Origin of the sequence: Algibacter sp. L3A6 (genome assembly GCF_009796825.1) — a bacterium.
Lineage (GTDB): Bacteria > Bacteroidota > Bacteroidia > Flavobacteriales > Flavobacteriaceae > Algibacter.
In genome coordinates this window covers 3,842,804-3,863,745 of the sequence record NZ_CP047030.1, presented here as the reverse complement: position 1 = coordinate 3,863,745, position 20,942 = coordinate 3,842,804, and the positions used below count along the sequence as shown (strand labels likewise).

Here is a 20,942-nt window from a genome sequence, read left to right as displayed (position 1 = left end):
TCCCTTTTTTAAGAAAGCACCTCTTCAATACGTTTCAATTCTTCCTCAGTAAATTCTAAATTATCTAAAGCCTTTACATTTTCTTTTAATTGATTTGTGGAACTTGCACCAATTAATACCGATGCCACTTGCTTTTGCCTTAAAATCCAAGCAATTGCCATTTGCGATAGTTTTTGCCCGCGAGATTCAGCAATTTCAGCAAGTTTCTTAATCTTTTCAATATTCTCGTTTACGGTTTCAGTATTTAAATACGTTAAATCTTTTGCCGCTCTTGAGTCCTTAGGAATACCATGTAGATATTTATCGGTAAGCATACCTTGGGCTAGTGGTGAAAAAGTAATACAGCCAACACCTTTATCTTCTAAGGTATCCAAAAGTCCATCTTCAACCCAGCGATCTAACATAGAATATCTTGCTTGGTGCAATATAAAAGGGACATTGTATTCGCGTAATAATTCGGCTGCACGTTGTGTTTCTGCTGGCTGATAATTAGAAATACCAACATATAAAGCTTTTCCTTGGCGAACAATATCAGCAAGCGCTCCCATAGTTTCTTCTAAAGGTGTATCAGGATCTGGACGGTGATGATAAAATATATCGACATAGTCCAAATTCATACGTTTTAAACTTTGGTCTATGCTCGAAATTAAATATTTTCTAGAACCTAGATTGCCGTAAGGCCCAGGCCACATATCAAAACCTGCTTTGGTTGCGATAAACATTTCATCTCTATAATTTTTAAAATCATTTTTAAATATAGTACCAAAGTTTTCTTCGGCAGAACCGTAAGGAGGTCCATAATTATTAGCTAAATCAAAATGGGTAATTCCTAAATCGAAAGCACATCTTAATACTTCTCTGGCGTTTTGTATATTATCAATAAAACCAAAGTTATGCCATAGACCTAAAGAGATGGCAGGCAGCAATACACCGCTTTTTCCAGACCTTTTGTAGGTCATGGTATCATATCGTTTTGGATTTGCTAAATAGCTTTGAACTCCAGACTTATCGTTAATTTGCATATTCTTATTTTTTTGATACTGTAAATGTATAAATTACTTTTTATATTTAGTAGAAAGCAGTGAAATCAAACATGATTTAAAATTTTCACTAAGAACATACCGTAAAAACCCTTTAAAGGTGTTATTTTTGCAGCCACTTTAAAGAATATTTCATGTCCGTTTCCAAAACCGAATTAGAAGAAAGAAAAGCAGGGAAAGATTTATATAGTTACCAAAAAGGTGCTATTGACAAAATTTTTACAAGTTTTGAAGAATCTCCAGCCGATTACCATTTACTATATCAACTTCCAACAGGAGGAGGGAAAACAGTTATATTTTCAGAGATTGTTCGTCAGTTTTTGAAAACACATAAAAAGAAAGTGTTAGTAATGACGCACAGAATTGAATTGTGTCGTCAAACATCAAATGTACTTACAGAGTTTGGTGTAAACAATAAAGTGGTTGATAGTAAAGCGGATTTGAGCGATCAGGCCGATTATAGTTGTTTTGTAGCTATGGTTGAAACCTTAAATAATCGTTTAAATGATGATAAACTTGATATCTCTGATATTGGTTTAGTTATTATTGATGAGGCACACTATAACTCGTTTACAAAGTTATTTAAATTCTTTAGCCAATCGTTTATTTTAGGAGTTACAGCAACGCCTTTAAGTTCGAGCATGGAATTACCAATGACCGATAATTACGATGAGTTAATTGTTGGGGAAAGTATAGAATCGCTTATTGAAAATGGCTTTTTGGCGCGTGCCGAAATGTTTTCATATAATGTAGGTTTAACCTCCTTAGTTGTTGGTGCCAATGGTGATTATACCGTAAAATCTTCTGAAGATTTATATACAGCTAGCGACATGCTTTCTAAGCTTGTACAAGCTTATGAAGAGCGTTGTAAAGGCAAAAAAACGCTTATTTTTAACAATGGTATTAATACCTCTTTACACGTTTACGATTCGTTTAGACGTGCTGGTTACCCAGTAGCTCACCTAGATAATACAAACACGAAAAAGGAGCGTGCCATGATACTAAAATGGTTTAAGAAAACGCCTGGTGCTATTTTAACATCGGTTAGTATTTTAACCACAGGTTTTGATGAGCCTACTGTAGAAAGCATTATTTTAAATCGTGCAACAAAATCGTTAACACTTTACTACCAAATGATTGGTCGTGGTTCTCGTATTTTAAAGGACAAAAAATCTTTCGCAGTTATCGATTTAGGAAACAACTTCCACCGTTTTGGTCCTTGGGGAGAAGATTTGGATTGGCAACGTATTTTCCGTTCTCCAAACTATTATTTAGATGCCATTTTAAGTGATGATGAATTAGAAAGTAACTTTAGATATGAAATGCCGGATGCCTTGCGCGCCGAGTTTGCAAAATCTAAAGATGTGTATTTCGATATTCAGAAAACATATGTAAGTTCTATTAGAAATGGAGAATCTTCTAAAGTTGTTTTAGAGCGTTCTATCGAGCATCATGCAAAAATTTGTATTGAGAACAGTGAAGATGTTTACGATGCCTTAGGCTTAGCCAAAATGCTTGGAGACGATATTGATTTCCGTATACAACGCTATACAAAATGTATTAGTAAAAGTACATTTAACTTTGTAGAGTGGTTAAAAGGTGACTATCGCAAGAAGCTAAACGCATATTTACGTTCTAATTTTGATGAAGTTTTTGAGGAAATTCATGGGCATCCACCAATAGAAGAATAGCCATTTAAATTTTAATACTTTTTTCAAATTATTATTTGATTTTCTGAGACGTTTAAACCTTTTGAGGATTTTTTTGTCTTATTAGAAAATATTTAATAATGACGAAGTATATCTCTATTTTAATTTTCTGTTTAAGTTTTCAACTTTTTTCTCAATCTCAAAATGAGTTAACAGCCACCATTATTGGTTCGGGTTCTCCTAAATACAATACGGAGCGGGCAGGACCTTCTGTTTTAATTTCATATAAAAACACGAATATTTTAGTAGATATGGGAAATGGAACTCAAGGTAATCTAGATAAGTTACAGGTAAAAAATAAAGATTTGGATGCGCTTCTTTTTACACATCATCATTTAGATCATAATGAAGAGTTTACGCCAATTTTTATTAAAACCTTGCTAGCTGCAGGTCAATTTAAAGTGGTAGGACCAAAGCCAACAAGCGATCTGGTTAATAGTATTATAAAGAACTACGAAGAAGATATTGCTTATAGATTATCTAAAAAGCAACGTGCTTTTTACGATGTTGCCAATAATTTTACTGTAAACGAATTGGAGGGCAACCAAAGCTTTATTATTGGAGATATTGAAATCTCTTGCACACCCGTAAAACATACCATTGCAACCATGGCATATCGTTTTGATGCAGGAGGAAAATCCATTGTTATTTCGGGAGATTTATCTTATTCCGAAAGTTTACCTATACTAGCAAAACAAGCAGATTATTTAATTATTGATTCTGGAGGAGCTATTGAAGAAGGAAAGGCAAACAAGAGAACAGGTAACGGAAAAAATAGAGGAAATAAAGAGCATGCACATGTTAATTTGGATGAAAGCTCACGCATGGCAAATGAAGCTCAAGTTAAAAACTTAGTATTAACGCATTTAAATTTCAATAATGTAGATGAACCTGCAACAAGCGAAGCTATAAATGAAAACTATACGGGTTCAATTTTTTATGCTGAAGATTTAATGAGGTTTCCAAAAGCTGAAGGTAGTACTAACACACCCAAGCAAATTACAAATGGTACAAAAAATAATCAAGGACCTAATTTTGAAAATATGCTGAAGCGTTTGGATACAAATAAAGACGGAAAAATAGCTAAAACGGAAGCTAAAGGAAAACTGAAAGAGAATTTTAGTAAAAGAGACGCGAATAAAGATGGTTTTATAACTGAAAATGAACTTGGAAGAGGGAAGTAGTAGTTCTATTTGTTTTTCTGTTTGAAGACAATATTGATGCCTTTTTACAGGGTAATTATTTGATATATCTTTTGAAGCCGTAAAGTCTCAACCAATAAATAGATGACAATATCGAAAACTGCCGTAGAAATAAGGGATTTGTTAATTCAAACTATTTTTATTTGAATATATTTTTAATCCTCTGAATATTATCACATCATAAAAATAAGCCGTATCTTTACTCCTTATTAATTTACAAAAAAAAGTAGGATATTTTAAACTATGGCAAAATCGCAAGTCACATTTAACAAAATTGAAAAAGAGAAAAAACGCTTAAAGAAAAGAGAGGAAAAGCAAAAGAAGAAGGACGCTCGTAAGGCAGAAGCTAAAGAAAACCCGCAAGGCATCCAGTTTGCTTATGTAGATTTTAACGGAAATTTAACCGATACGCCGCCAGACCCGGCTATGCGTGAAAAGGTTGAAGCCGAAAGTATCGAATTGGGAATCCCTAAAAAGGAAGACCGTGTTGAAGAAGAACCAGTAATTAAAGAAGGAAAAGTATCATTTTTTGATCATTCTAAAGGTTTTGGTTTTATTATCGATAGCGTGAATCAAGAGAAATATTTTGTTCATGTTAGCGGTTTATTAGACGATATTGAAGAAAACGACAAAGTAACTTATGATCTTGAACGTGGTCAAAAAGGTATGAATGCCGTTAGAGTAAAGAAAATATAATACATTCGTTAAATGGTTCTTTTAGAGAGCTTATCGCGTTTTATTTAAAGTAAATTTTAAAATAATCCTCAACAGTTTTACTGTGAGGATTATTTCTTTTTAAAAAGGTTTTTAATGGCTGTTTCTCGTAAAACGATTTCTATTGTATTGGCCTTCTTTGCCATTTACGTAATTTGGGGATCTACTTATTTACTTAACAAAATAGCGGTAACAGAATTGCCGCCATTTATGTTAGGCTCCATGCGTTTTATAACGGCTAGTATTCTTATTTTTATAATTGCTAAAATTTTAAAATTTGATCTTTCCATCACTAGAACGCAATTAAAAAACTCTATTATAGCAGGCTTTTTATTTCTAGCTTTTGGCAACGGCGTTGTAGTTTGGGCGCTAAGGTTTGTAGATAGTGGTTTTACTGCTTTAGAAATTTCTGCACAACCTCTCGTTGTACTTATTTTAATGCGCATTTTACAAGGCAAAAAAATATCTGCTATGTCTTACATTGGAGTGGCCTTAGGTTTTTTAGGTATATTTCTATTAGTGAGCCAGAAACAAATAATTAGTAAAGACGGACAAATTTTAGGAATGATCATGATTTTTGTATGCATGATTAGTTGGGCTTATGCCTCTATATTTGTGGGTAATGCTAATTTACCAAAAAACTTTTTTGTGAACACAGGTTACCAAATGCTTTCCGGTGGTGTGATGTTAGCCATAGCAAGTGTATGTTTTGGAGAAGAGTGGACATCGCCAACAACTTGGAGCACTCCAGTACTTTGGTCTATGCTTATGCTCATTATTTTTGGTAGTATTATCGCTTTTACAGCGTTTAATTATTTACTGAAAGAAGTTTCACCAGAAAAAGTATCAACGTCGACCTATGTAAACCCGGTTATCGCCTTGTTTTTAGGATGGTTTGTTTTAGACGAAAATTTAACAAAACAATCTATTATTGCCGCCGTTATACTATTAACTGGTGTCTATTTTATAAATTCGAAACGCAAATTTAAACCCCGATCTCTTGGACGTTAAAAAAGCTTTACAATTCATGCTTATTAGCACATTAGCCTTTGCTTGCATGAATACCACAGTAAAATATTTAAGTAATTTCAGTGCCTTTCAAATTGTTCTGTTTCGTTCTGTAGGCTCTCTGTTTTTTACATTTGGTTTCTTATTAAAAAATAAAATTTCTTTTGCAGGTAGCAATAAAAAATTATTGATTCTTCGCGGTGTAGTAGGCGTAACGTCTATGAGCTTGTTTTTCATGGCTACCAAATATTTACCCATTGGTAGTGCAGTATCTTTAAGGTATTTAGCTCCAATTTTCGCTGCTATATTTGCTGTATTCTTACTTAAGGAAAAAATTAAATTAGTACAGTGGTTCTTTTTTGCACTTGCTTTCGCAGGTGTTTTAGTTCTAAAGGGATTTGATAAAGAAGTGAGTGGTTACGGACTTCTTTTAATCTTTATTTCGGCTATTTTTAGTGGTTTAGTTTACATTATATTGAGTAAAATAGGGAAAAGTGAACATCCAGTAGTAGTGGTTAATTATTTCATGATTATTTCAACCTTAGTAGGTCTTTTTGGTTCGATAAACAATTGGATTATGCCTATAGGTAAAGAGTGGTTTTTACTCGGTATACTAGGTGTATTTGGTTATTTCGGACAGGTTTACATGACCAAAGCTTTCCAAATGGCTTCTACAAGCCAAGTAGCGCCTTTAAAATATATTGAAGTCGTATTTACCTTAATTTTCGGGACTTTTATTTTTGGTGAAGTGTACACATTTTGGAGCTTACTTGGTATTGCTTTAATTGTTGGTGGACTTATTTTAAACATTAGATACAAAGAGAAAAACAAGACTTAATTGTTTTTTGCCAAGCTCTACGCTTATTTGTAAATTTACAATCTTATTTTTTAGATAATTTAATTGATGACTTTTAAAACACGCGTAAACAAAGTAAGAAGAAGGGTAATGCGTAACATTACTAAAAATGTTGGTAGCTCTTATACTGAGCCTCAAAAGGGTTCGCTTAAGGCGGAAGACATTAAACGTGTTTTAATTATTCGTCCTAATCACCGTTTAGGTAATCAGTTACTCTTAACGCCATTGGTACAAGAGGTTTTAAATACCTTCCCAAACTGCGAAATAGATTTATTTGTAAAAGGTGGTGTTGCCTATCCTGTTTTTGAAAACTATAAGCAGGTTTCTAAAATTATTCAATTACCAAGAAAACCATTTAGTAACCTTTTTAAATACGCTAAAAGTTGGGCTTCGATTAAATCTAATGCTTACGATTTGGTTATTAATGGTGATAAAAACTCATCTTCTGGACGTTTATTAACGAATTTGGCTAAAGCTAAAATTAAAGTATTCGGTGATGTAAACGAAAGTATACAGAATACATTCAGCGATCATTTACATATTTCTAAATACCCCATTTATAATTTAAGGTATAATTTAAATCGTTTAGGCTTTCCTGAAAATGAGAGCCCAGTGCCTGTTTTAGATATTAAATTAATAAATGCTGAAATAGCAAAAGGAAAAAACATTTTAGATGATATTGTCAAAAACGACAAGAAAACTATTTGTATTTATACCAATGCTACGGGAAATAAATGTTATTCTGAAACGTGGTGGGAGACCTTTTACGAACGTTTAAAAGCTGAATATCCAGATTTTAATATTATTGAAATGTTGCCTATTGAGAATATTTCAAAGATCAATTTTAAATCTTTAAATTTTTATAGTAAAGATATTCGTGAAATGGCAGGTATTATGAGCAATACAAGTGTTTTTATTGCGGCAGATAATGGTGTGATGCACTTGGCTAGCGCGGCTTTAACGCCTTGTGTTGGATTCTTTTCTGTAACTAATGAAAATATTTACGCACCTTACGGAAATGGCAGTGTTGCTATTAATACAAACCATACCGACATTAATGATTGGATTAAATCAATCGATGGTATTTTAAGATAAACTAATCTTTAGAAATTCCATTAACGTAATATTTTATAACATCTAGTTCTTGGGCTTGTTCAAATCCTTTGAAGTCAACAATATCGGTGTAACTAATATTAGCATTATAAAACTCTAAATAAGTTTCAGCTAACGGCATGTAAGACCAATGCCATTTTTCCTTATTATAACCGGTTCTACCATGTATTTTTTCGGTGTAAACCTGCTTAAAACCATACGATTTGGCATGCTTTAATAACCAATTGTAAATTTTTAAACCTTCACCTTTTTCAAAATAACTATTGTTTAGATTATTCAAATCCATGTCTGTTCCCCAATGATGGCGTGATGATGTTGGCATGGAGCTATATTCCAAAATTTTTATAGCACGTGCATTTGGTTTTAAGTTCTCGTATTTTTTCCATTTACGTTCCCAAATACTTTTTTGTTCATAAAAATTTCGTGTTCCAGAAATAATAATCAAATTAATACCATGTGCTTTTGCTTGTTTATGCATGGCTTTAAAGGCTTCATAACAATTCTTGTTTAAGTAAGTTGTTTTAGAGGAATGGGAAGCGCTTACTTTTTCAAAAGCGTCATGCTTGGTGTAATTGAATTTTCCGAGAACAAAATCTTTGGTAATCATGCTGTCTATTTTTTTCTTCGGAATTTCCTTAACAATGGTCTCCACAGTTAGGTTTTCAACCAAAACAGGCTGTTTTTCATCTTTACAAGAATAGAATAGGCACAATATCCCGACAAGAGTAAACAATACAAGGTTTTTCATATAAAATAAATTAATGTCTACGTCCAGAAAACTCCATGGCTTCACCTTTTCCAAAACCGTAGCTAACACCAAAAGTAACAAAACGACCGCGTTTACGGCTGTTGTATAAATAAAAGTCATCTTGTGAAGTTTCAGATTGGTTTACACGAGAAGCAAAAACATCTCGCACACTCATATTTAATATAACTTTTCCTTTTAAAATCTTTTTACGAAGACCTAAATCGGCATACAGATTATCATAGGTTTCTCCTTGTAAACTTTTAAATTTAGATTGGTAATCGCCAGACATTTCAAAATCGAAGTCTAGAGGTAATTTAAATTTTGAAGTTAAACTTGTAGTCCATCTATTTCCTTTAAAGTCGAAAGATTCAGATTCAAAAACACCTTGTCTATCAAAGAAATTAATATTGAATTCGCCACTTAATGAAAACCAGTTTATAGGATTGTATTTTCCGTTAAACTCAAAACCAGTGGTATTACTTGTCCCTATGTTTTCAGGACGTGAAGTACTAACGTCATCTGCATACTCCGTAATATTTTCAATAACATCAGTGGTATAACGGTTGTATAAGCTGAAGTTTAAAGAAGCTTTTCCTATTTTATGAATACTGGTTAACTCATAAGAATTTGTATATTCTGGTTGTAAATCTGGATTTCCTGTAGAAATATTGAAGTTATTTCTAATATTAGAAAACGGATTTAACGATCGTAAATTTGGCCGATTAATACGTCGTGAATAACCCGCTTGTAAAGAAAAATTATCACTAACAGTATAAGAAGTATGCGCGCTAGGGAAGAGGTCTGTATAATTCTTGGAGTCCTTCTCATCGGTGGTTTCCAATAGGGTTTCAATTTGTGTATCTTCTAAACGAATACCCATTTTAATACCCCATTTCTCACCTTCGTAAGCGGCTGTAGTATAAATACCAAATACATTTTGGTCAAAATTAAAAACATTCGTTAAATCAGTATTATCGACCCAAACACCTTCTTCAAAATCGCTAACAGCAAAATCGTTAGAGACTTGATTAATAACATATTGTGATCCAGTTTCTATAGTATAATGCTCTAAAAAAGGATGTGCATAATCTAATTTAAAGGTATAATCTTCTAGTTTATAGTCGGTTCGAGTATTTTGAACTTCATCTGGTAAATCACCAATACGTGTGGTGTTTATAAAATTAGAGGTTTGATCTTTTCTAAAAGAACTTCCCAAAGCACTGAAGAGTAAACTTTGATCTTCGTGGCGCTTAAAATCTTTTTTGTATTGTAACTCATAGCGTAATTTTGGGTTCGTTGCTTCTGTTTTCTCATCACGTAACCAAGCGTCTGTTATGGTGTTAGTGTTATCTAAACCGGTATAGTTTTGCTGCGAACTTTGATCTTCAACCTCGTATGCATAAGAACCAGATAGCGTAATAACGTTTCTGTCGTTAATATGGTAGTCGGTACCTAACAAAAAGTTGCTGAATTTTTCGTCAAACTCGCTATCACCAACACTATTTATTTCAGTGTTATTAACTAGGTCTCGGTTAATGCTTTCCGTTTCTCCGGGATAGGTGCGTAAACCAAACCCTAACTGACTAAATAAATTAAATTTTTCGGTTCTTCGGTTTAAACTCAATCCAAAACTATTACTATTTGGCACACCAACATTTATAGAGGCAGAGCCATTTAGACCTTTTTTTTCAGATTTTTTAATAACAATATTTATAATCCCAGAAGTTCCTGCAGCATCATATTTAGCTGAGGGATTTGTAATAACTTCTATTTTTTCAATCATATCAGCTGTAATTGTACCTAAGGCATTACCGTCGGCACTTGCCAAAACAGAAGGTTTTCCGTTAATTAAAATTTGCACACCCGAATTTCCACGCAAGCTTACTTCACCTTCAATACTAACATTTACAGATGGCACATTATTTAAAACTTCTAATGCACCAGCACCAGTTGCGCTTAAATCTGAGCCCACATTAAAAACACGTTTATCTAATTTAAATTCGGTTTGCGATCGTTCTGCTCTGACCAAAACCTCACCTAAAGATTCTAAGTCTTCCGAAAGATTAATGGTTTTTAAATCGATAGTGTTGTTTACTACATTAAAGGTTTTAAATGTTTTGGTAGTAAAGCCTAAAAAACTCACTTCAATGTAAAAATTAGTTGCTTTTACATCTATTGAAAACACACCTTTTTCGTTGGTTATTGTTCCGGTCACAGGCTTCTTGGTTGCAACATCCAAGATAGATATTGTGGCATACTCTATAGTTTGTTTACTTTCGGCTTCTAGAACTTTCCCTTTAATTTCTATAGTTTTATTTTGAGCGTTACCTAAAAGACTTCCTATAAAAAAGAAGAAGTAAATAATATGTTTTAAACGTTTTAAGATCATGAAATGAGTTATTTGGCTACCTTACAAATATAAAATGCATCCCTTTCTTTTTATGTTAATTTTGAAGCTTTTTTCTGAAGAATTTTGAAAAAGTTCAAAAAAAAAGAAACATTGACGCAAGTTTTTAAGTTTTTTCTTATCTAAATTAAAAAACAATATAAAAATGAATTATAAAACTACTTTACTAATAGGTGTAATTACCTTGTTTTATGGTTGCCACGCCCAAAAAAGCAATACAACTACCGAACAAAACGAAACAGAAATCTCTAATAATTATTTTGGGAATTATACCATTAACAATAGTACGTATGGCACCAAAACCACAATGGCTATAGATGGAGATTACCGTGTAATGACAACCAATGCGTTGCCAAACCACGCCACTGGAGAATACCCTAGAAAGGGAAACCCTAATACCATTTCTGCACAAAAGAAATCTTATAAAATTCCTTTGAAACCAAGTTTTACGGGTGTAGCTAAATGGGCAAGAGAACCAGGCGTTGCATTAAACGGTGTTAAATTTGAACCAGAAACCGCTGAAATGGTTATTTGCGACAGTGGAGAGAATTTTAAAGTTGAAGCAGTACAAGATTTAATAAACTTAGGTTTAGATTTTAATAACGCCCACGTACAACCTACAGGTGAATATCATTATCACGGTATTTCGGAGGCTTTAGTGGAAGCTTTTGATTCGGGAGAAGATTTGGTGCATCTTGGTTTTGCGAAGGATGGTTTTCCTATTTATTATTCAAAAAGTGGAGCGTTTAAACCTAGTTTTCAAATAATAGATGGGATTTATTCTGCTACAGATTGTACGTATTCTAATCCTAAAAACAGCCTGGATGTGGAGTTAGAAAATGATGAGTTTGATGGTACGTTTGTTTCCGATTGGGAATACGTTAAAGGTTTAGGGGATTTAGATGAGTGTAATGGTGTTTATGTTAATGGAGGTTATGTATATATGGTTACAGATTCATATCCATATGTTGGACGTTGTTTAATGGGGGAGTTTGAAGAAGAAAGACATCCTGATGGACCTCCTCCAGGACAGGGTGGTAGAGGACAAAGACCACCAAGAGGGCAAGGGCAAAATCAAAGACCATAAAAAACTTTAGAAATTTTGGTAAAAAAAGGAATTATTTCTATTTGAAATAGTTCCTTTTTTATTTAGATTTTAATTGAGATGAAATAACTAGTATTTTAATAGCGGATAATTTTGTCTTTTATTAAAATAAACTATCTTTGCGAAGAAAAGTATTCGTAAAATTATCTATAATTGGGATTAGATAAAAGATAAAAAGGTCTTTTAATCCAATATAACGAAGATGATGAAAAAATACAACAGCGCATTACTAACAATTTAAATGAAATAATTATGAAAACAGCATCACTAACAGAGGCACTTATTTATACCGAAGACAAACCAAGTATAACGTTATTATTAAAAACAGACACCACAAAAGAACTAAGGATTGCCTTAAAAAAAGGACAACTGATGAAGGAGCACAAAGCACAATACCCAATAATAGTTGAAATTTTTGAAGGTGAGATAGAGTTTGGTGTAAACGGAGAACAAAAGATATTGAAAAAAGGAGCTCTCATAGCGTTAAACGCTAATGTGCCACACGATTTAAATGGATTGCAAGATTCTATTGTTAGACTTTCCATTTCTATTGCAGATACCGTAGAACGTGTAGAAGACGTTGCAAAACTATAATTATTTCTAGAAACTAATAAAATCAATCACAATGAAAAAAGTTTGGATCGCATTTTCCAGCGTCGTAATACTATCCTTTATCGCATTAATTTGGGTAGGGACAGAAGTTTATCAAAAACAACCGCCAATTCCTAAAACCGTTATTGTACAAGAAACCGGCGAAACCGTATTTACTATAGAAGATATACAAACAGGACAAAATGTTTGGGAGTCTATTGGAGGTATGGAAGTAGGTTCTATTTGGGGACACGGTAGTTATGTTGCTCCCGATTGGAGTGCCGATTGGATTCATAAAGAAGCTGTTTTTTTACTAGAAACTTGGGCGCAAAGAGACTTTAATACAAGTTATGAAAGTTTAGGAGTAGAGCCAAAGGCAGCCCTGAAAGCGCGTTTAATTAAAACTATAAAAACAAACACGTATAACCCCTTAAATGAAAGTGTTACAATCACAAAAGATCGTTATAGTGCTATTGTAGAAAATGCTAAACATTATACAGATATTTTTTCTAACGGACACGAAAAATATGCGATTCCTGTAGGCGCTTTAGTAGACGTTAAAAAGTTAGAACAATTAAATGCGTTCTTATTTTGGACCTCTTGGGCAGCAAGTACAAATCGTCCAGAAAAAGATTACACCTATACATCCAACTGGCCACACGAGCCATTAATTGGCAATACTATTACTGCCGATTCTCAAATTTGGTCTGGATTTTCAGTAGTGCTTTTACTTCTTTTTATAGGGATTTTAACATATTACTACCTCAGAAAACATGAAAAAGGTGATGCTATTGTTCATCCAAAACAAGACCCTTTAGATACACTTGTTCTTGTAAAATCTCAAAAATCGGTTTTAAAATACTTTATTGTGATTTCATTATTAATTGCCTTACAAGTTATTTTAGGTGCATTAACAGTGCATTACACAGTAGAAGGTCAAGCCTTTTTTGGTATGGATTTATCTAGTATTTTACCATATTCTATTACCAGAACTTGGCACACACAATTAGCTGTATTTTGGATTGCTGCAACATGGTTAGCTACAGGTTTATTTTTAGCACCTATGATAAGTGGTAAAGAAATGAAATTTCAGGTATTTGGAATAAACTTTCTTTTTGGAGCTTTACTCGTTATTGTTTTAGGTTCATTAATAGGTGAGTGGTTAGGTGTGCACCAATTTTTAGATTTAACAACCAATTTCTTCTTTGGTCATCAAGGTTACGAGTATATGGATCTTGGTCGTTTCTGGCAAATATTTTTAGCTATTGGACTTGTATTATGGGTAATTATGGTAGGAAGACATGTGGTTTTTGCTATTAAGAAAAATGACGATTCTAAACATTTATTAATCATACTATTGATTTCTGTAATTGCCATTGGTATGTTTTTCTTTTCAGGATTAATGTATGGTGAAAACAGTAGTTTACCAGTAATTAACTATTGGAGATGGTGGTTGGTTCATCTTTGGGTAGAAGGATTCTTTGAAGTTTTTGCAACTGTAATTATTGCTTTTATTTTCTTAAGAATGAAGATTCTTTCAGCTAAAACAGCTGGTAGAGCTTCTATTGCATCGGCAACTATATTTTTAGCCGGTGGAATTATAGGAACACTTCACCATTTGTATTATTCGGGAACACCTGTGCAAGCAATTGCTTTAGGAGCGACATTTAGTGCTTTAGAAGTGGTGCCATTAACTTTAATGGGCTTTGAAATTCGTGAAAACTGGAATATTTTAAAAGAACACGATTGGATGCAAAAATACAAATGGCCTATATTCTTTTTCATCGCTGTTTTTTTTTGGAACATGGTTGGAGCTGGTGTGTTTGGTTTCTTAATTAATCCTCCAATTGCTTTGTATTATATTCAAGGATTAAATACTACAGCAGTACACGCACACACCGCATTATTTGGGGTTTATGGCTTGCTAGGTATGGGATTCATTATTATTTGCTTACGTTTTTATTCCGATCGTGTTTGGGAGTCTAAAAAACTAAAACGTGCGTTTTGGTTCCTAAATATTGGTTTAGTTGCCATGGTTGTTTTTAGTATGTTACCTGTTGGAATTATACAAGCGTACACCTCAATAACAAAAGGATATTCGTTTGCTCGTAGTGCAGATTTATTATACTCACCAACGGTACAAACTTTAAAATGGATGCGTATGATTGGTGATGCGATTTTCTCTGTGGGGATATTTTATTTTTGCTGGTTTACTATAGGAGAAACTATTTATTGCTTAAAAAGAAAAACTAATACTTTAAAATAGAATGAAGGACATAGAAAACAGAGTTGATGTAAATAAACTAGTATCCGAGTTTTATACCATAATTAGAAAGGATAATATGTTAGGCCCCATTTTTAATCATCATTTAACTGATGAGCAATGGCCGCCACATATTGAAAAACTTACCGATTTTTGGGTTACTAATTTGTTCGGGGAAGTCTGTTTTAAAGGTAACCCAAGCAAAGCACATATTGAAGTTGATAAATACTTAAACCATGGTATGGATCAAAATCATTTTAATCGATGGTTACAACTTTGGGCTGCAACGATTGATAGTTTGTTTATTGGTGCATTAGCAAATCGAGCAAAAGAAGCTTCGGAACGAATGGCTATTGGGCAATTTTCTTATGTTTATAAAAATAGACCAGAACATTGTAAATTTTAAAAAATGAACACATAAACTGATTATTTAATTAATGTTCCTAGTAAAAACGGGTTCTTTAATTCAATGCTTAACTTATAAAAAACTAAAGTCTAATTAATTGATTTGTGGTTTAATACGGTGAAAGTTTTGAGTTTTAGAATCTATTTTTTTTATTTACAAGAAATAACTAAGTTCTAATACTAGGAGCGCAAGCGCCTCGCTTCAGTAGTATATATTCACCATTATTTTTAAACTCACGAATAGAAGTGCCTGCATAACGTTTAAAGGTTTTAGAAAGATGACTCACATCTGTAAAGCCTAATTCGTCTGCAATTTGAGTTAATGTAAAATCTGAGTTTAGTAAACGTATTTCTACTTGTTTTAGCTTTGCTTTGATTATATATTCTCGCAATGGCATGTTTACTTGTTTTTTGAAGAATTCGCTAACATAAGTTGGAGACATCATAAACACATCAGATAAGTTTTCAACTTTAAGTAATTCCGTTTTATCAAGATTTTCGTTAATATAGCTTAGCATTTTAGTAATTCTATCATCCGAATTATTTTTAGGTAATTCAAAATAACTACTCTTTTTAATATTTCGAATTAATAACTCTAAAACACTTGTCATTAAGCTGGTTACAAGATTTATAGACGATTCTCCATAATTTCTAGATTCTTGTAAAATCATACTGATCAAGCTTTCTAAATGGTTTCTGTCGACCTCATTTTTTATTATATCACCTGGTAATTGATTGTAGTTTGATAGTATATACGAGGCTTCTTTAAACCATTCATTTCTGTCAATAGTGATGCGGTTTACACTCTTAAAAAAGGTGTCTGTAAATTTTAAAAACACAAATTTTGTAGGTTGTTCAATAGAAAAAGAGTGACATTTTAAAGGTGGTAATAAAAATATACTCCCTTTATTATACTGATGCGCGTTGTAGTTAATACATTGTGTGCCTTGACCTTCCTTTATCAAAACCAATTCGAAAAAGCTGTTTTTCACAGGGCGCTGTTTCCAATCTGTTAATTCTATTTCTTGTATTTCAAAAGGTTTGTAAGCTTCAATTACTTGCATTTCAGTATGATTTATTGAAAATTCTATTCAAATTTAGCTAAAAAAGAACTACAAATGTATATTTTCATACTTCAAACCTTTATTTATACCATATTATCCTTTTGATATACATTTCAAACCGACTTCCAGCTTAAATTAAAGGATAATTAATCACATTTAAATACTAATCTCTATTTTTACAAAAAAGCTATAATTTGATTTTAAAATATATTAGAAAACATAACATTTTATCCGTTTCAATAAGCATCATATTTACTTTTACATTAATCGTATTTTTTGCTACTGAAACGAGCTATAGAGCTATTGAAAGCACTTCTTTATGGGTTAGAAACTACTTTGGCTATTTTTACTTGTATTTAGGTTTTGGCTGTGTTTTAGCGCTATTAATTATAGCTTTTTCTAAATATGGCAAAATAAAATTGGGAAAACTATCATCCAAACCAGAATACTCGTTATGGTCTTGGACTGCTATGCTGTATAGCGCAGGAATGGGTTCCGGAATTTTATTGAGAGCTGTGCAAGAACCGGTTTTTATGCAGCAGAACCAACCGTTTAGTTCTAATTTATCTGCGGAAACAGTGGCTTTGGAGTTTACGTTTTATCAATGGGGACTTACAGCTTGGGCGTTTTATGGCTTATTTGCAGTTATAGTTGGCTACGCCTTACATGTTAAAAAGAAAAAGGTAAGAATCAGTTCTACTATTGAAGATTATTCTAAAAGTGAAACACTTAAAAACAGTGTCGATATTATAACCATTATTACAACGGTGTTTGGGCTAATTGCCGCAATTGGCTTGGGAACCACACAAATTAATGGAGGCTTAAATCATATTTCAAACCAAGATTTCGGACTAATAACAACCATAATGTTATGTGTGCTTATTTCTGCAATTGCGTGTTATTCGGCTTGGCAAGGTGTTAATAAAGGCATTAAAATATTTTCTAAATTAAATATCATTGTCACTTTCGCGATTTTGTTATTTATCTTTTTTTCAAGCGATATAAAGGCTATTTTAATAGCATTTGTTACTTCAACCTATAATTACATAATCGATTTTGTACCTATGAGCTTAGCGCTTGGGGATTACAATCCGGGTTTAGAATTTTTAACAGGTTGGACTTTTTATTATTGGGCATTTTGGTTGGCTTGGGCACCGTTTACAGGAATATTTATTGCACGTATTTCTAAGGGGCGTACCATAAGGCAATTGCTACTGGGGGTTTTAATTATTCCATCATTGGGAACTTTTTTTTGGTTTTCGGTTTTTGGAACTTCGGCCTTTCAATTAATAGAAAGTTGGGAGGCTTATAATAATGAGTTTGGAAATGTGTTTTCTTCAATTTTTGTGTTTTTTGAACATTATCCATACGCCACATTTTTAAACATCACATCTATTGTTTTATTGATTAGTTTTTTAATTACTTCAGTAGATTCTGCCGTCTTTGTTTTGAGTATGTTTACAGATAAAGGCGCTAAAAACCCGAGCAAAACGCATCGTGTTATTTGGTCTGTTTTTATTTTATTAGCAACTATTGCCTTAATGCTTTTAGGTAATATTAAAGCAGATATAAATGTATTAGAAGCTGTGCAGCGCTTGTTAATTATCACGTCGCTGCCATTTTCGTTTTTCATAATAATTATACTTATTTATTTTATAAAAGACATTTTGCAGCATAAGACTATAATTGATAAAACATAACTGTTAGTTTTTACCATTTTTTACGATTAAACTATAAAGGAATGAATCATGGATTTATTTAAACAACCGAACTTATTTTCTACAAATGAAATTATAAAAACTGAATTTAATCTGCCCGGAGCAGACGTCATTCTATTTGAAAATTTTTTCTCTGTAGAAGAAAGTGACCGCCTTTATCACAGCTTAATAGAAAATACCATTTGGGAACAGGACCAAATGACTATTTATGGCAAACAGGTAGATTTACCTAGGTTAACGGCATGGTATGGATCTGAGGATGAACTAATGGTTTATGCTGAAAGTGAAAGTAGAATGGTACCTTGGAATGCAGATTTACTATTTATAAAAGAACGAATAGAGCAGGAGGTTGATATTAAATTTCAACGTTGTTTACTTAATTATTATCGCGATGGAAATGATAGTGTAGATTGGCATCAAGATTATGAAGCCGATCAACGGAAAAACACCGTTATAGGTTCTGTAACTTTTGGGGAAACTAGAAATTTTCAGTTAAAACACGCCACACGCAAAGATTTAAACCGTGTTGATATTCCTTTAGAACACGGAAGTTTCTTAATTATGCAAGGCGCTACGCAAGACAATTGGAAACATAAAATACCAAAAACCTCTAGAAAGATTAGACCACGAATTAACCTAACGTTTAGATGGATTGAATAAATTTAAAGGTAGTAATAAAGGGTTCGTTGTTATTTTATGGTACAAATAGAAGTCGATAAGCATGCTTAAAGCATAAATTTTATCGAAAAGCATCCTTTTCCTTGTTTAAAACCTCGATTTATACCTAATTCACCTTTTTTTATACTTCAAATTAAAACTTTAACGAGCATATATTTGCACAAACATTAAAACATCAATTAAAAAAAATATAAAATGAGTACGCCAAACATTTCAAAAGAAGATATATTAAACGCATTTAATTTTAGACATGCTACCAAAGAATTTGATCCTACTAAAACGGTTTCAGATGAAGATATTAATTTCATATTAAAAACAGCTCAATTATCACCAAGTTCATTTGGTTTCGAACCTTGGCATTTTATCGTAGTTCAAGATAAAGAATTACGCGAATTATTAAAACCAGTAGCTTGGGGAGCACCTTTAAAATTAGATACAGCAAGTCATTTTATTTTAGGTTTAGCCATGAAAGCGCCTATGGTAAAGCATGATGCAGATTATATTATGCACATGATGAAGGGTGTAAAACAATTACCTCAAGATGTTATAGATATGTATTCTACTTTTTATAGAGAATTTCAAGAGCGTGATTTTGATTTAGATAGTGATAAAAAATTATTTGATTGGTCTTCTAAGCAAGCTTACATCGCTTTAGGAAATATGATGACAGCTGCTGCTTTAACAGGTATTGATAGTTGCCCAATAGAAGGTTTTCATCAAGAAAAAGCAGAAGCTTTATTACAAGAAAAATTTGGTGTAGACACAAATAAATATGGATTAGCTTACATGGCAGCCTTTGGATATAGAAAAGAAGATCCGGCTCATGGTAAATCTAGAAGAAACTTTGATGATATTGTAACTTGGAAATAAGTCTCTAATTACTTAGGTTGTAACCATCAATTTTATAAAAATGCTGAAATTAATTTTTTAATTAATCTCAGCATTTCTTATATTAAACCCATTCGTAAAATAAATATTAAAAATAAATTAAAATTGATTTGGTGAAACAGAAGTAATTCAAGTTCTTTCCAGATTCAAATTTTCGTATTAAATGGATAACCTAATTACCTTTGCAATAACCGTATTTACTGGTTTTTTTGCTATTACTAACCCTATTTCAAACATGACTGTTTTTGTATCCTTAACACAAGGTGCGCATAAACAGACCAAAGATGCCATCAATAAAAAGGCTAATATCATTGCTTTTATAATTGTTGTGGTGTTTATTCTTTTAGGAAAATATATTTTTGAACTATTCAATATTAGTATTCCTGCCTTTAAAATTACAGGTGGAATTTTAATTTTTTTTATAGGTTTCGAGATGTTACAGTCTAAACAATCGAATGTAAAAAGTTTAAACGACGTCCATATTGAAGAAGATATTGCTGTTTCTCCATTAGCAATTCCAATTCTAGCAGGTCCAGGAACTATTGTAACAGCCATGAACTTTGTATCAAACGCTGCACCATTACAAATGTTTTTGGTGATTCTTATTTTCGGATCTATGAGTTTAATAACTTATTTCACTTTTAAGTTAAGCGACCATATTGTTAAGTTTGTGGGATATAACGTCATTTCTGTAATAGGAAAAATAATGGGTTTAATAATTGCCATTATTGGTACAGGTATGATTATTCAAGGTATTAAAATTTCTTTCGATTTAATATCGAACTAGGTTCTTTAACTTTTAATGCTGGAAAGCAATAAATTGATAGTAATATGAAAAAAATATTAATTTTGTTTTCGCATCCAAAGTTTGAAAAATCTAGAGCAAATACTATACTTGTTGATCATGTAAAAGATAAGGAAGGTGTTACTTTTCATGATTTATATGAGAAATACCCAGATTTTCATATTAATGTTAAAGCTGAAAAGGAACTACTAGAACAGCATGATGTTATTATTTGGCATCATCCGTTTTATTGGTATAGTTGTCCGCCTTTAATGAAGCAGTGGATCGATATGGTTCTAGAATTTGGTTGGGCTTACGGGCCAAATACTAATGCTTTAGAATCTAAAACTTGCCTAAATGTAATTACTACAGGAGGCTCCAAAGAATTATATTGTTCTCAGGGTTCCAATAGTTTTACCGTAAATCAATTTTTAAGGCCTTTTGAACAAACAGCTAACTTGTGTGGTATGACTTATTTTCCGCCGTTTGCTGTTATGGGTACGCATAATTTAGATGATCAGGCCTTAACGAATTATGCTAAACAATATAGCGATTTAATCGATTTATTACAGCAAGATTACACCCTAGGAGATTTTAATGGCTGTGCTTTTTTAAATGATATACCAGAACTAAATAACGCTTAATTATT

Annotated in this window: 19 protein-coding genes; 15 read left to right on the top strand and 4 right to left on the bottom strand. The window is 32.5% G+C overall.

What is annotated here, in order from left to right:
- Window positions 1–8 precede the first annotated feature (8 nt).
- Window positions 9–1,022, bottom strand: a complete 1,014-nt coding sequence (gene mgrA, locus GQR98_RS16080) for an L-glyceraldehyde 3-phosphate reductase (RefSeq protein WP_159020450.1) — start codon at window positions 1,020–1,022, stop codon at window positions 9–11.
- Window positions 1,023–1,174: 152 nt separating this feature from the next.
- Between mgrA and GQR98_RS16075 the strand changes: the two genes are divergently transcribed.
- The 6 genes from GQR98_RS16075 to GQR98_RS16050 all read left to right on the top strand — a co-directional run bounded on the left by GQR98_RS16075 (window position 1,175) and on the right by GQR98_RS16050 (window position 7,624).
- Complete coding sequence (locus GQR98_RS16075; protein ID WP_159020449.1) at window positions 1,175–2,731, top strand: DEAD/DEAH box helicase; 1,557 nt, start codon at window positions 1,175–1,177, stop codon at window positions 2,729–2,731.
- A 98-nt stretch (window positions 2,732–2,829) separates the two neighbouring features.
- Window positions 2,830–3,933, top strand: a complete 1,104-nt coding sequence (locus GQR98_RS16070) for an MBL fold metallo-hydrolase (protein ID WP_159020448.1) — start codon at window positions 2,830–2,832, stop codon at window positions 3,931–3,933.
- Window positions 3,934–4,194: 261 nt separating this feature from the next.
- Complete coding sequence (locus GQR98_RS16065; protein WP_159020447.1) at window positions 4,195–4,647, top strand: cold-shock protein; 453 nt, start codon at window positions 4,195–4,197, stop codon at window positions 4,645–4,647.
- A gap of 114 nt (window positions 4,648–4,761) precedes the next feature.
- Window positions 4,762–5,676, top strand: coding sequence for an EamA family transporter (locus GQR98_RS16060; RefSeq protein WP_159020446.1), 915 nt, complete (start codon window positions 4,762–4,764; stop codon window positions 5,674–5,676).
- Window positions 5,677–5,692: 16 nt separating this feature from the next.
- Window positions 5,693–6,511: a DMT family transporter gene (locus tag GQR98_RS16055; protein ID WP_159021196.1), complete on the top strand. Its 819-nt coding sequence runs from the start codon at window positions 5,693–5,695 to the stop codon at window positions 6,509–6,511.
- A 108-nt stretch (window positions 6,512–6,619) separates the two neighbouring features.
- Window positions 6,620–7,624 carry a glycosyltransferase family 9 protein gene (locus tag GQR98_RS16050; protein WP_233268025.1) on the top strand — a complete coding sequence of 335 codons (1,005 nt, stop codon included), beginning with the start codon at window positions 6,620–6,622 and terminating at the stop codon, window positions 7,622–7,624.
- Window position 7,625: 1 nt separating this feature from the next.
- Here the strand turns inward: GQR98_RS16050 and GQR98_RS16045 are convergent, their stop codons facing one another.
- Entirely contained in the window at window positions 7,626–8,390 is a 765-nt protein-coding gene (locus tag GQR98_RS16045) for a M15 family metallopeptidase (RefSeq protein ID WP_159020444.1), read from the bottom strand.
- Between the two features lie 10 nt (window positions 8,391–8,400).
- Complete coding sequence (locus GQR98_RS16040; protein WP_159020443.1) at window positions 8,401–10,779, bottom strand: outer membrane beta-barrel family protein; 2,379 nt, start codon at window positions 10,777–10,779, stop codon at window positions 8,401–8,403.
- A 163-nt stretch (window positions 10,780–10,942) separates the two neighbouring features.
- On the opposite strand from GQR98_RS16040, the gene GQR98_RS16035 reads away from it, so the two are divergent.
- The 4 genes from GQR98_RS16035 to GQR98_RS16020 all read left to right on the top strand — a co-directional run bounded on the left by GQR98_RS16035 (window position 10,943) and on the right by GQR98_RS16020 (window position 15,162).
- The gene (locus GQR98_RS16035; protein WP_159020442.1) at window positions 10,943–11,884 is read left to right on the top strand and encodes a YHYH protein; all 942 of its coding nucleotides are present in this window, start codon (window positions 10,943–10,945) and stop codon (window positions 11,882–11,884) included.
- Between the two features lie 270 nt (window positions 11,885–12,154).
- Window positions 12,155–12,496 carry a cupin gene (locus tag GQR98_RS16030; RefSeq protein WP_159020441.1) on the top strand — a complete coding sequence of 114 codons (342 nt, stop codon included), beginning with the start codon at window positions 12,155–12,157 and terminating at the stop codon, window positions 12,494–12,496.
- Window positions 12,497–12,527: 31 nt separating this feature from the next.
- Entirely contained in the window at window positions 12,528–14,759 is a 2,232-nt protein-coding gene (locus tag GQR98_RS16025) for a nitric-oxide reductase large subunit (RefSeq protein ID WP_159020440.1), read from the top strand.
- Window position 14,760: 1 nt separating this feature from the next.
- Window positions 14,761–15,162 (top strand): group III truncated hemoglobin, encoded by a 402-nt coding sequence (locus tag GQR98_RS16020; RefSeq protein WP_159020439.1) that lies wholly within the window; start codon window positions 14,761–14,763, stop codon window positions 15,160–15,162.
- Between the two features lie 166 nt (window positions 15,163–15,328).
- Here the strand turns inward: GQR98_RS16020 and GQR98_RS16015 are convergent, their stop codons facing one another.
- Window positions 15,329–16,225: an AraC family transcriptional regulator gene (locus GQR98_RS16015; protein ID WP_159020438.1), complete on the bottom strand. Its 897-nt coding sequence runs from the start codon at window positions 16,223–16,225 to the stop codon at window positions 15,329–15,331.
- Between the two features lie 194 nt (window positions 16,226–16,419).
- On the opposite strand from GQR98_RS16015, the gene GQR98_RS16010 reads away from it, so the two are divergent.
- The 5 genes from GQR98_RS16010 (at window position 16,420) to GQR98_RS15990 (ending at window position 20,937) form a co-directional block, all read left to right on the top strand.
- Window positions 16,420–17,925 (top strand): BCCT family transporter, encoded by a 1,506-nt coding sequence (locus GQR98_RS16010; RefSeq protein WP_233268024.1) that lies wholly within the window; start codon window positions 16,420–16,422, stop codon window positions 17,923–17,925.
- Between the two features lie 48 nt (window positions 17,926–17,973).
- On the top strand, window positions 17,974–18,603 hold the full coding sequence (locus tag GQR98_RS16005) for an alpha-ketoglutarate-dependent dioxygenase AlkB family protein (protein WP_159020437.1): 630 nt from the start codon (window positions 17,974–17,976) through the stop codon (window positions 18,601–18,603).
- A 213-nt stretch (window positions 18,604–18,816) separates the two neighbouring features.
- Window positions 18,817–19,491, top strand: a complete 675-nt coding sequence (locus GQR98_RS16000; protein ID WP_159020436.1) for an NAD(P)H-dependent oxidoreductase — start codon at window positions 18,817–18,819, stop codon at window positions 19,489–19,491.
- 181 nt (window positions 19,492–19,672) lie between these two features.
- Window positions 19,673–20,296: a MarC family protein gene (locus GQR98_RS15995; RefSeq protein ID WP_159020435.1), complete on the top strand. Its 624-nt coding sequence runs from the start codon at window positions 19,673–19,675 to the stop codon at window positions 20,294–20,296.
- 44 nt (window positions 20,297–20,340) lie between these two features.
- Complete coding sequence (locus tag GQR98_RS15990) at window positions 20,341–20,937, top strand: NAD(P)H-dependent oxidoreductase (RefSeq protein WP_159020434.1); 597 nt, start codon at window positions 20,341–20,343, stop codon at window positions 20,935–20,937.
- Window positions 20,938–20,942: the final 5 nt, after the last annotated feature.

Coding starts and splice junctions, on each gene's coding strand:
- mgrA (WP_159020450.1), bottom strand. CDS start 1,022: ATGCAAATTAACGATAAGTCTGGAGTTCAAAGCTATTTAGCAAATCCA.
- GQR98_RS16075 (WP_159020449.1), top strand. CDS start 1,175: ATGTCCGTTTCCAAAACCGAATTAGAAGAAAGAAAAGCAGGGAAAGAT.
- GQR98_RS16070 (WP_159020448.1), top strand. CDS start 2,830: ATGACGAAGTATATCTCTATTTTAATTTTCTGTTTAAGTTTTCAACTT.
- GQR98_RS16065 (WP_159020447.1), top strand. CDS start 4,195: ATGGCAAAATCGCAAGTCACATTTAACAAAATTGAAAAAGAGAAAAAA.
- GQR98_RS16060 (WP_159020446.1), top strand. CDS start 4,762: ATGGCTGTTTCTCGTAAAACGATTTCTATTGTATTGGCCTTCTTTGCC.
- GQR98_RS16055 (WP_159021196.1), top strand. CDS start 5,693: ATGCTTATTAGCACATTAGCCTTTGCTTGCATGAATACCACAGTAAAA.
- GQR98_RS16050 (WP_233268025.1), top strand. CDS start 6,620: ATGCGTAACATTACTAAAAATGTTGGTAGCTCTTATACTGAGCCTCAA.
- GQR98_RS16045 (WP_159020444.1), bottom strand. CDS start 8,390: ATGAAAAACCTTGTATTGTTTACTCTTGTCGGGATATTGTGCCTATTC.
- GQR98_RS16040 (WP_159020443.1), bottom strand. CDS start 10,779: ATGATCTTAAAACGTTTAAAACATATTATTTACTTCTTCTTTTTTATA.
- GQR98_RS16035 (WP_159020442.1), top strand. CDS start 10,943: ATGAATTATAAAACTACTTTACTAATAGGTGTAATTACCTTGTTTTAT.
- GQR98_RS16030 (WP_159020441.1), top strand. CDS start 12,155: ATGAAAACAGCATCACTAACAGAGGCACTTATTTATACCGAAGACAAA.
- GQR98_RS16025 (WP_159020440.1), top strand. CDS start 12,528: ATGAAAAAAGTTTGGATCGCATTTTCCAGCGTCGTAATACTATCCTTT.
- GQR98_RS16020 (WP_159020439.1), top strand. CDS start 14,761: ATGAAGGACATAGAAAACAGAGTTGATGTAAATAAACTAGTATCCGAG.
- GQR98_RS16015 (WP_159020438.1), bottom strand. CDS start 16,225: ATGCAAGTAATTGAAGCTTACAAACCTTTTGAAATACAAGAAATAGAA.
- GQR98_RS16005 (WP_159020437.1), top strand. CDS start 17,974: ATGGATTTATTTAAACAACCGAACTTATTTTCTACAAATGAAATTATA.
- GQR98_RS16000 (WP_159020436.1), top strand. CDS start 18,817: ATGAGTACGCCAAACATTTCAAAAGAAGATATATTAAACGCATTTAAT.
- GQR98_RS15995 (WP_159020435.1), top strand. CDS start 19,673: ATGGATAACCTAATTACCTTTGCAATAACCGTATTTACTGGTTTTTTT.
- GQR98_RS15990 (WP_159020434.1), top strand. CDS start 20,341: ATGAAAAAAATATTAATTTTGTTTTCGCATCCAAAGTTTGAAAAATCT.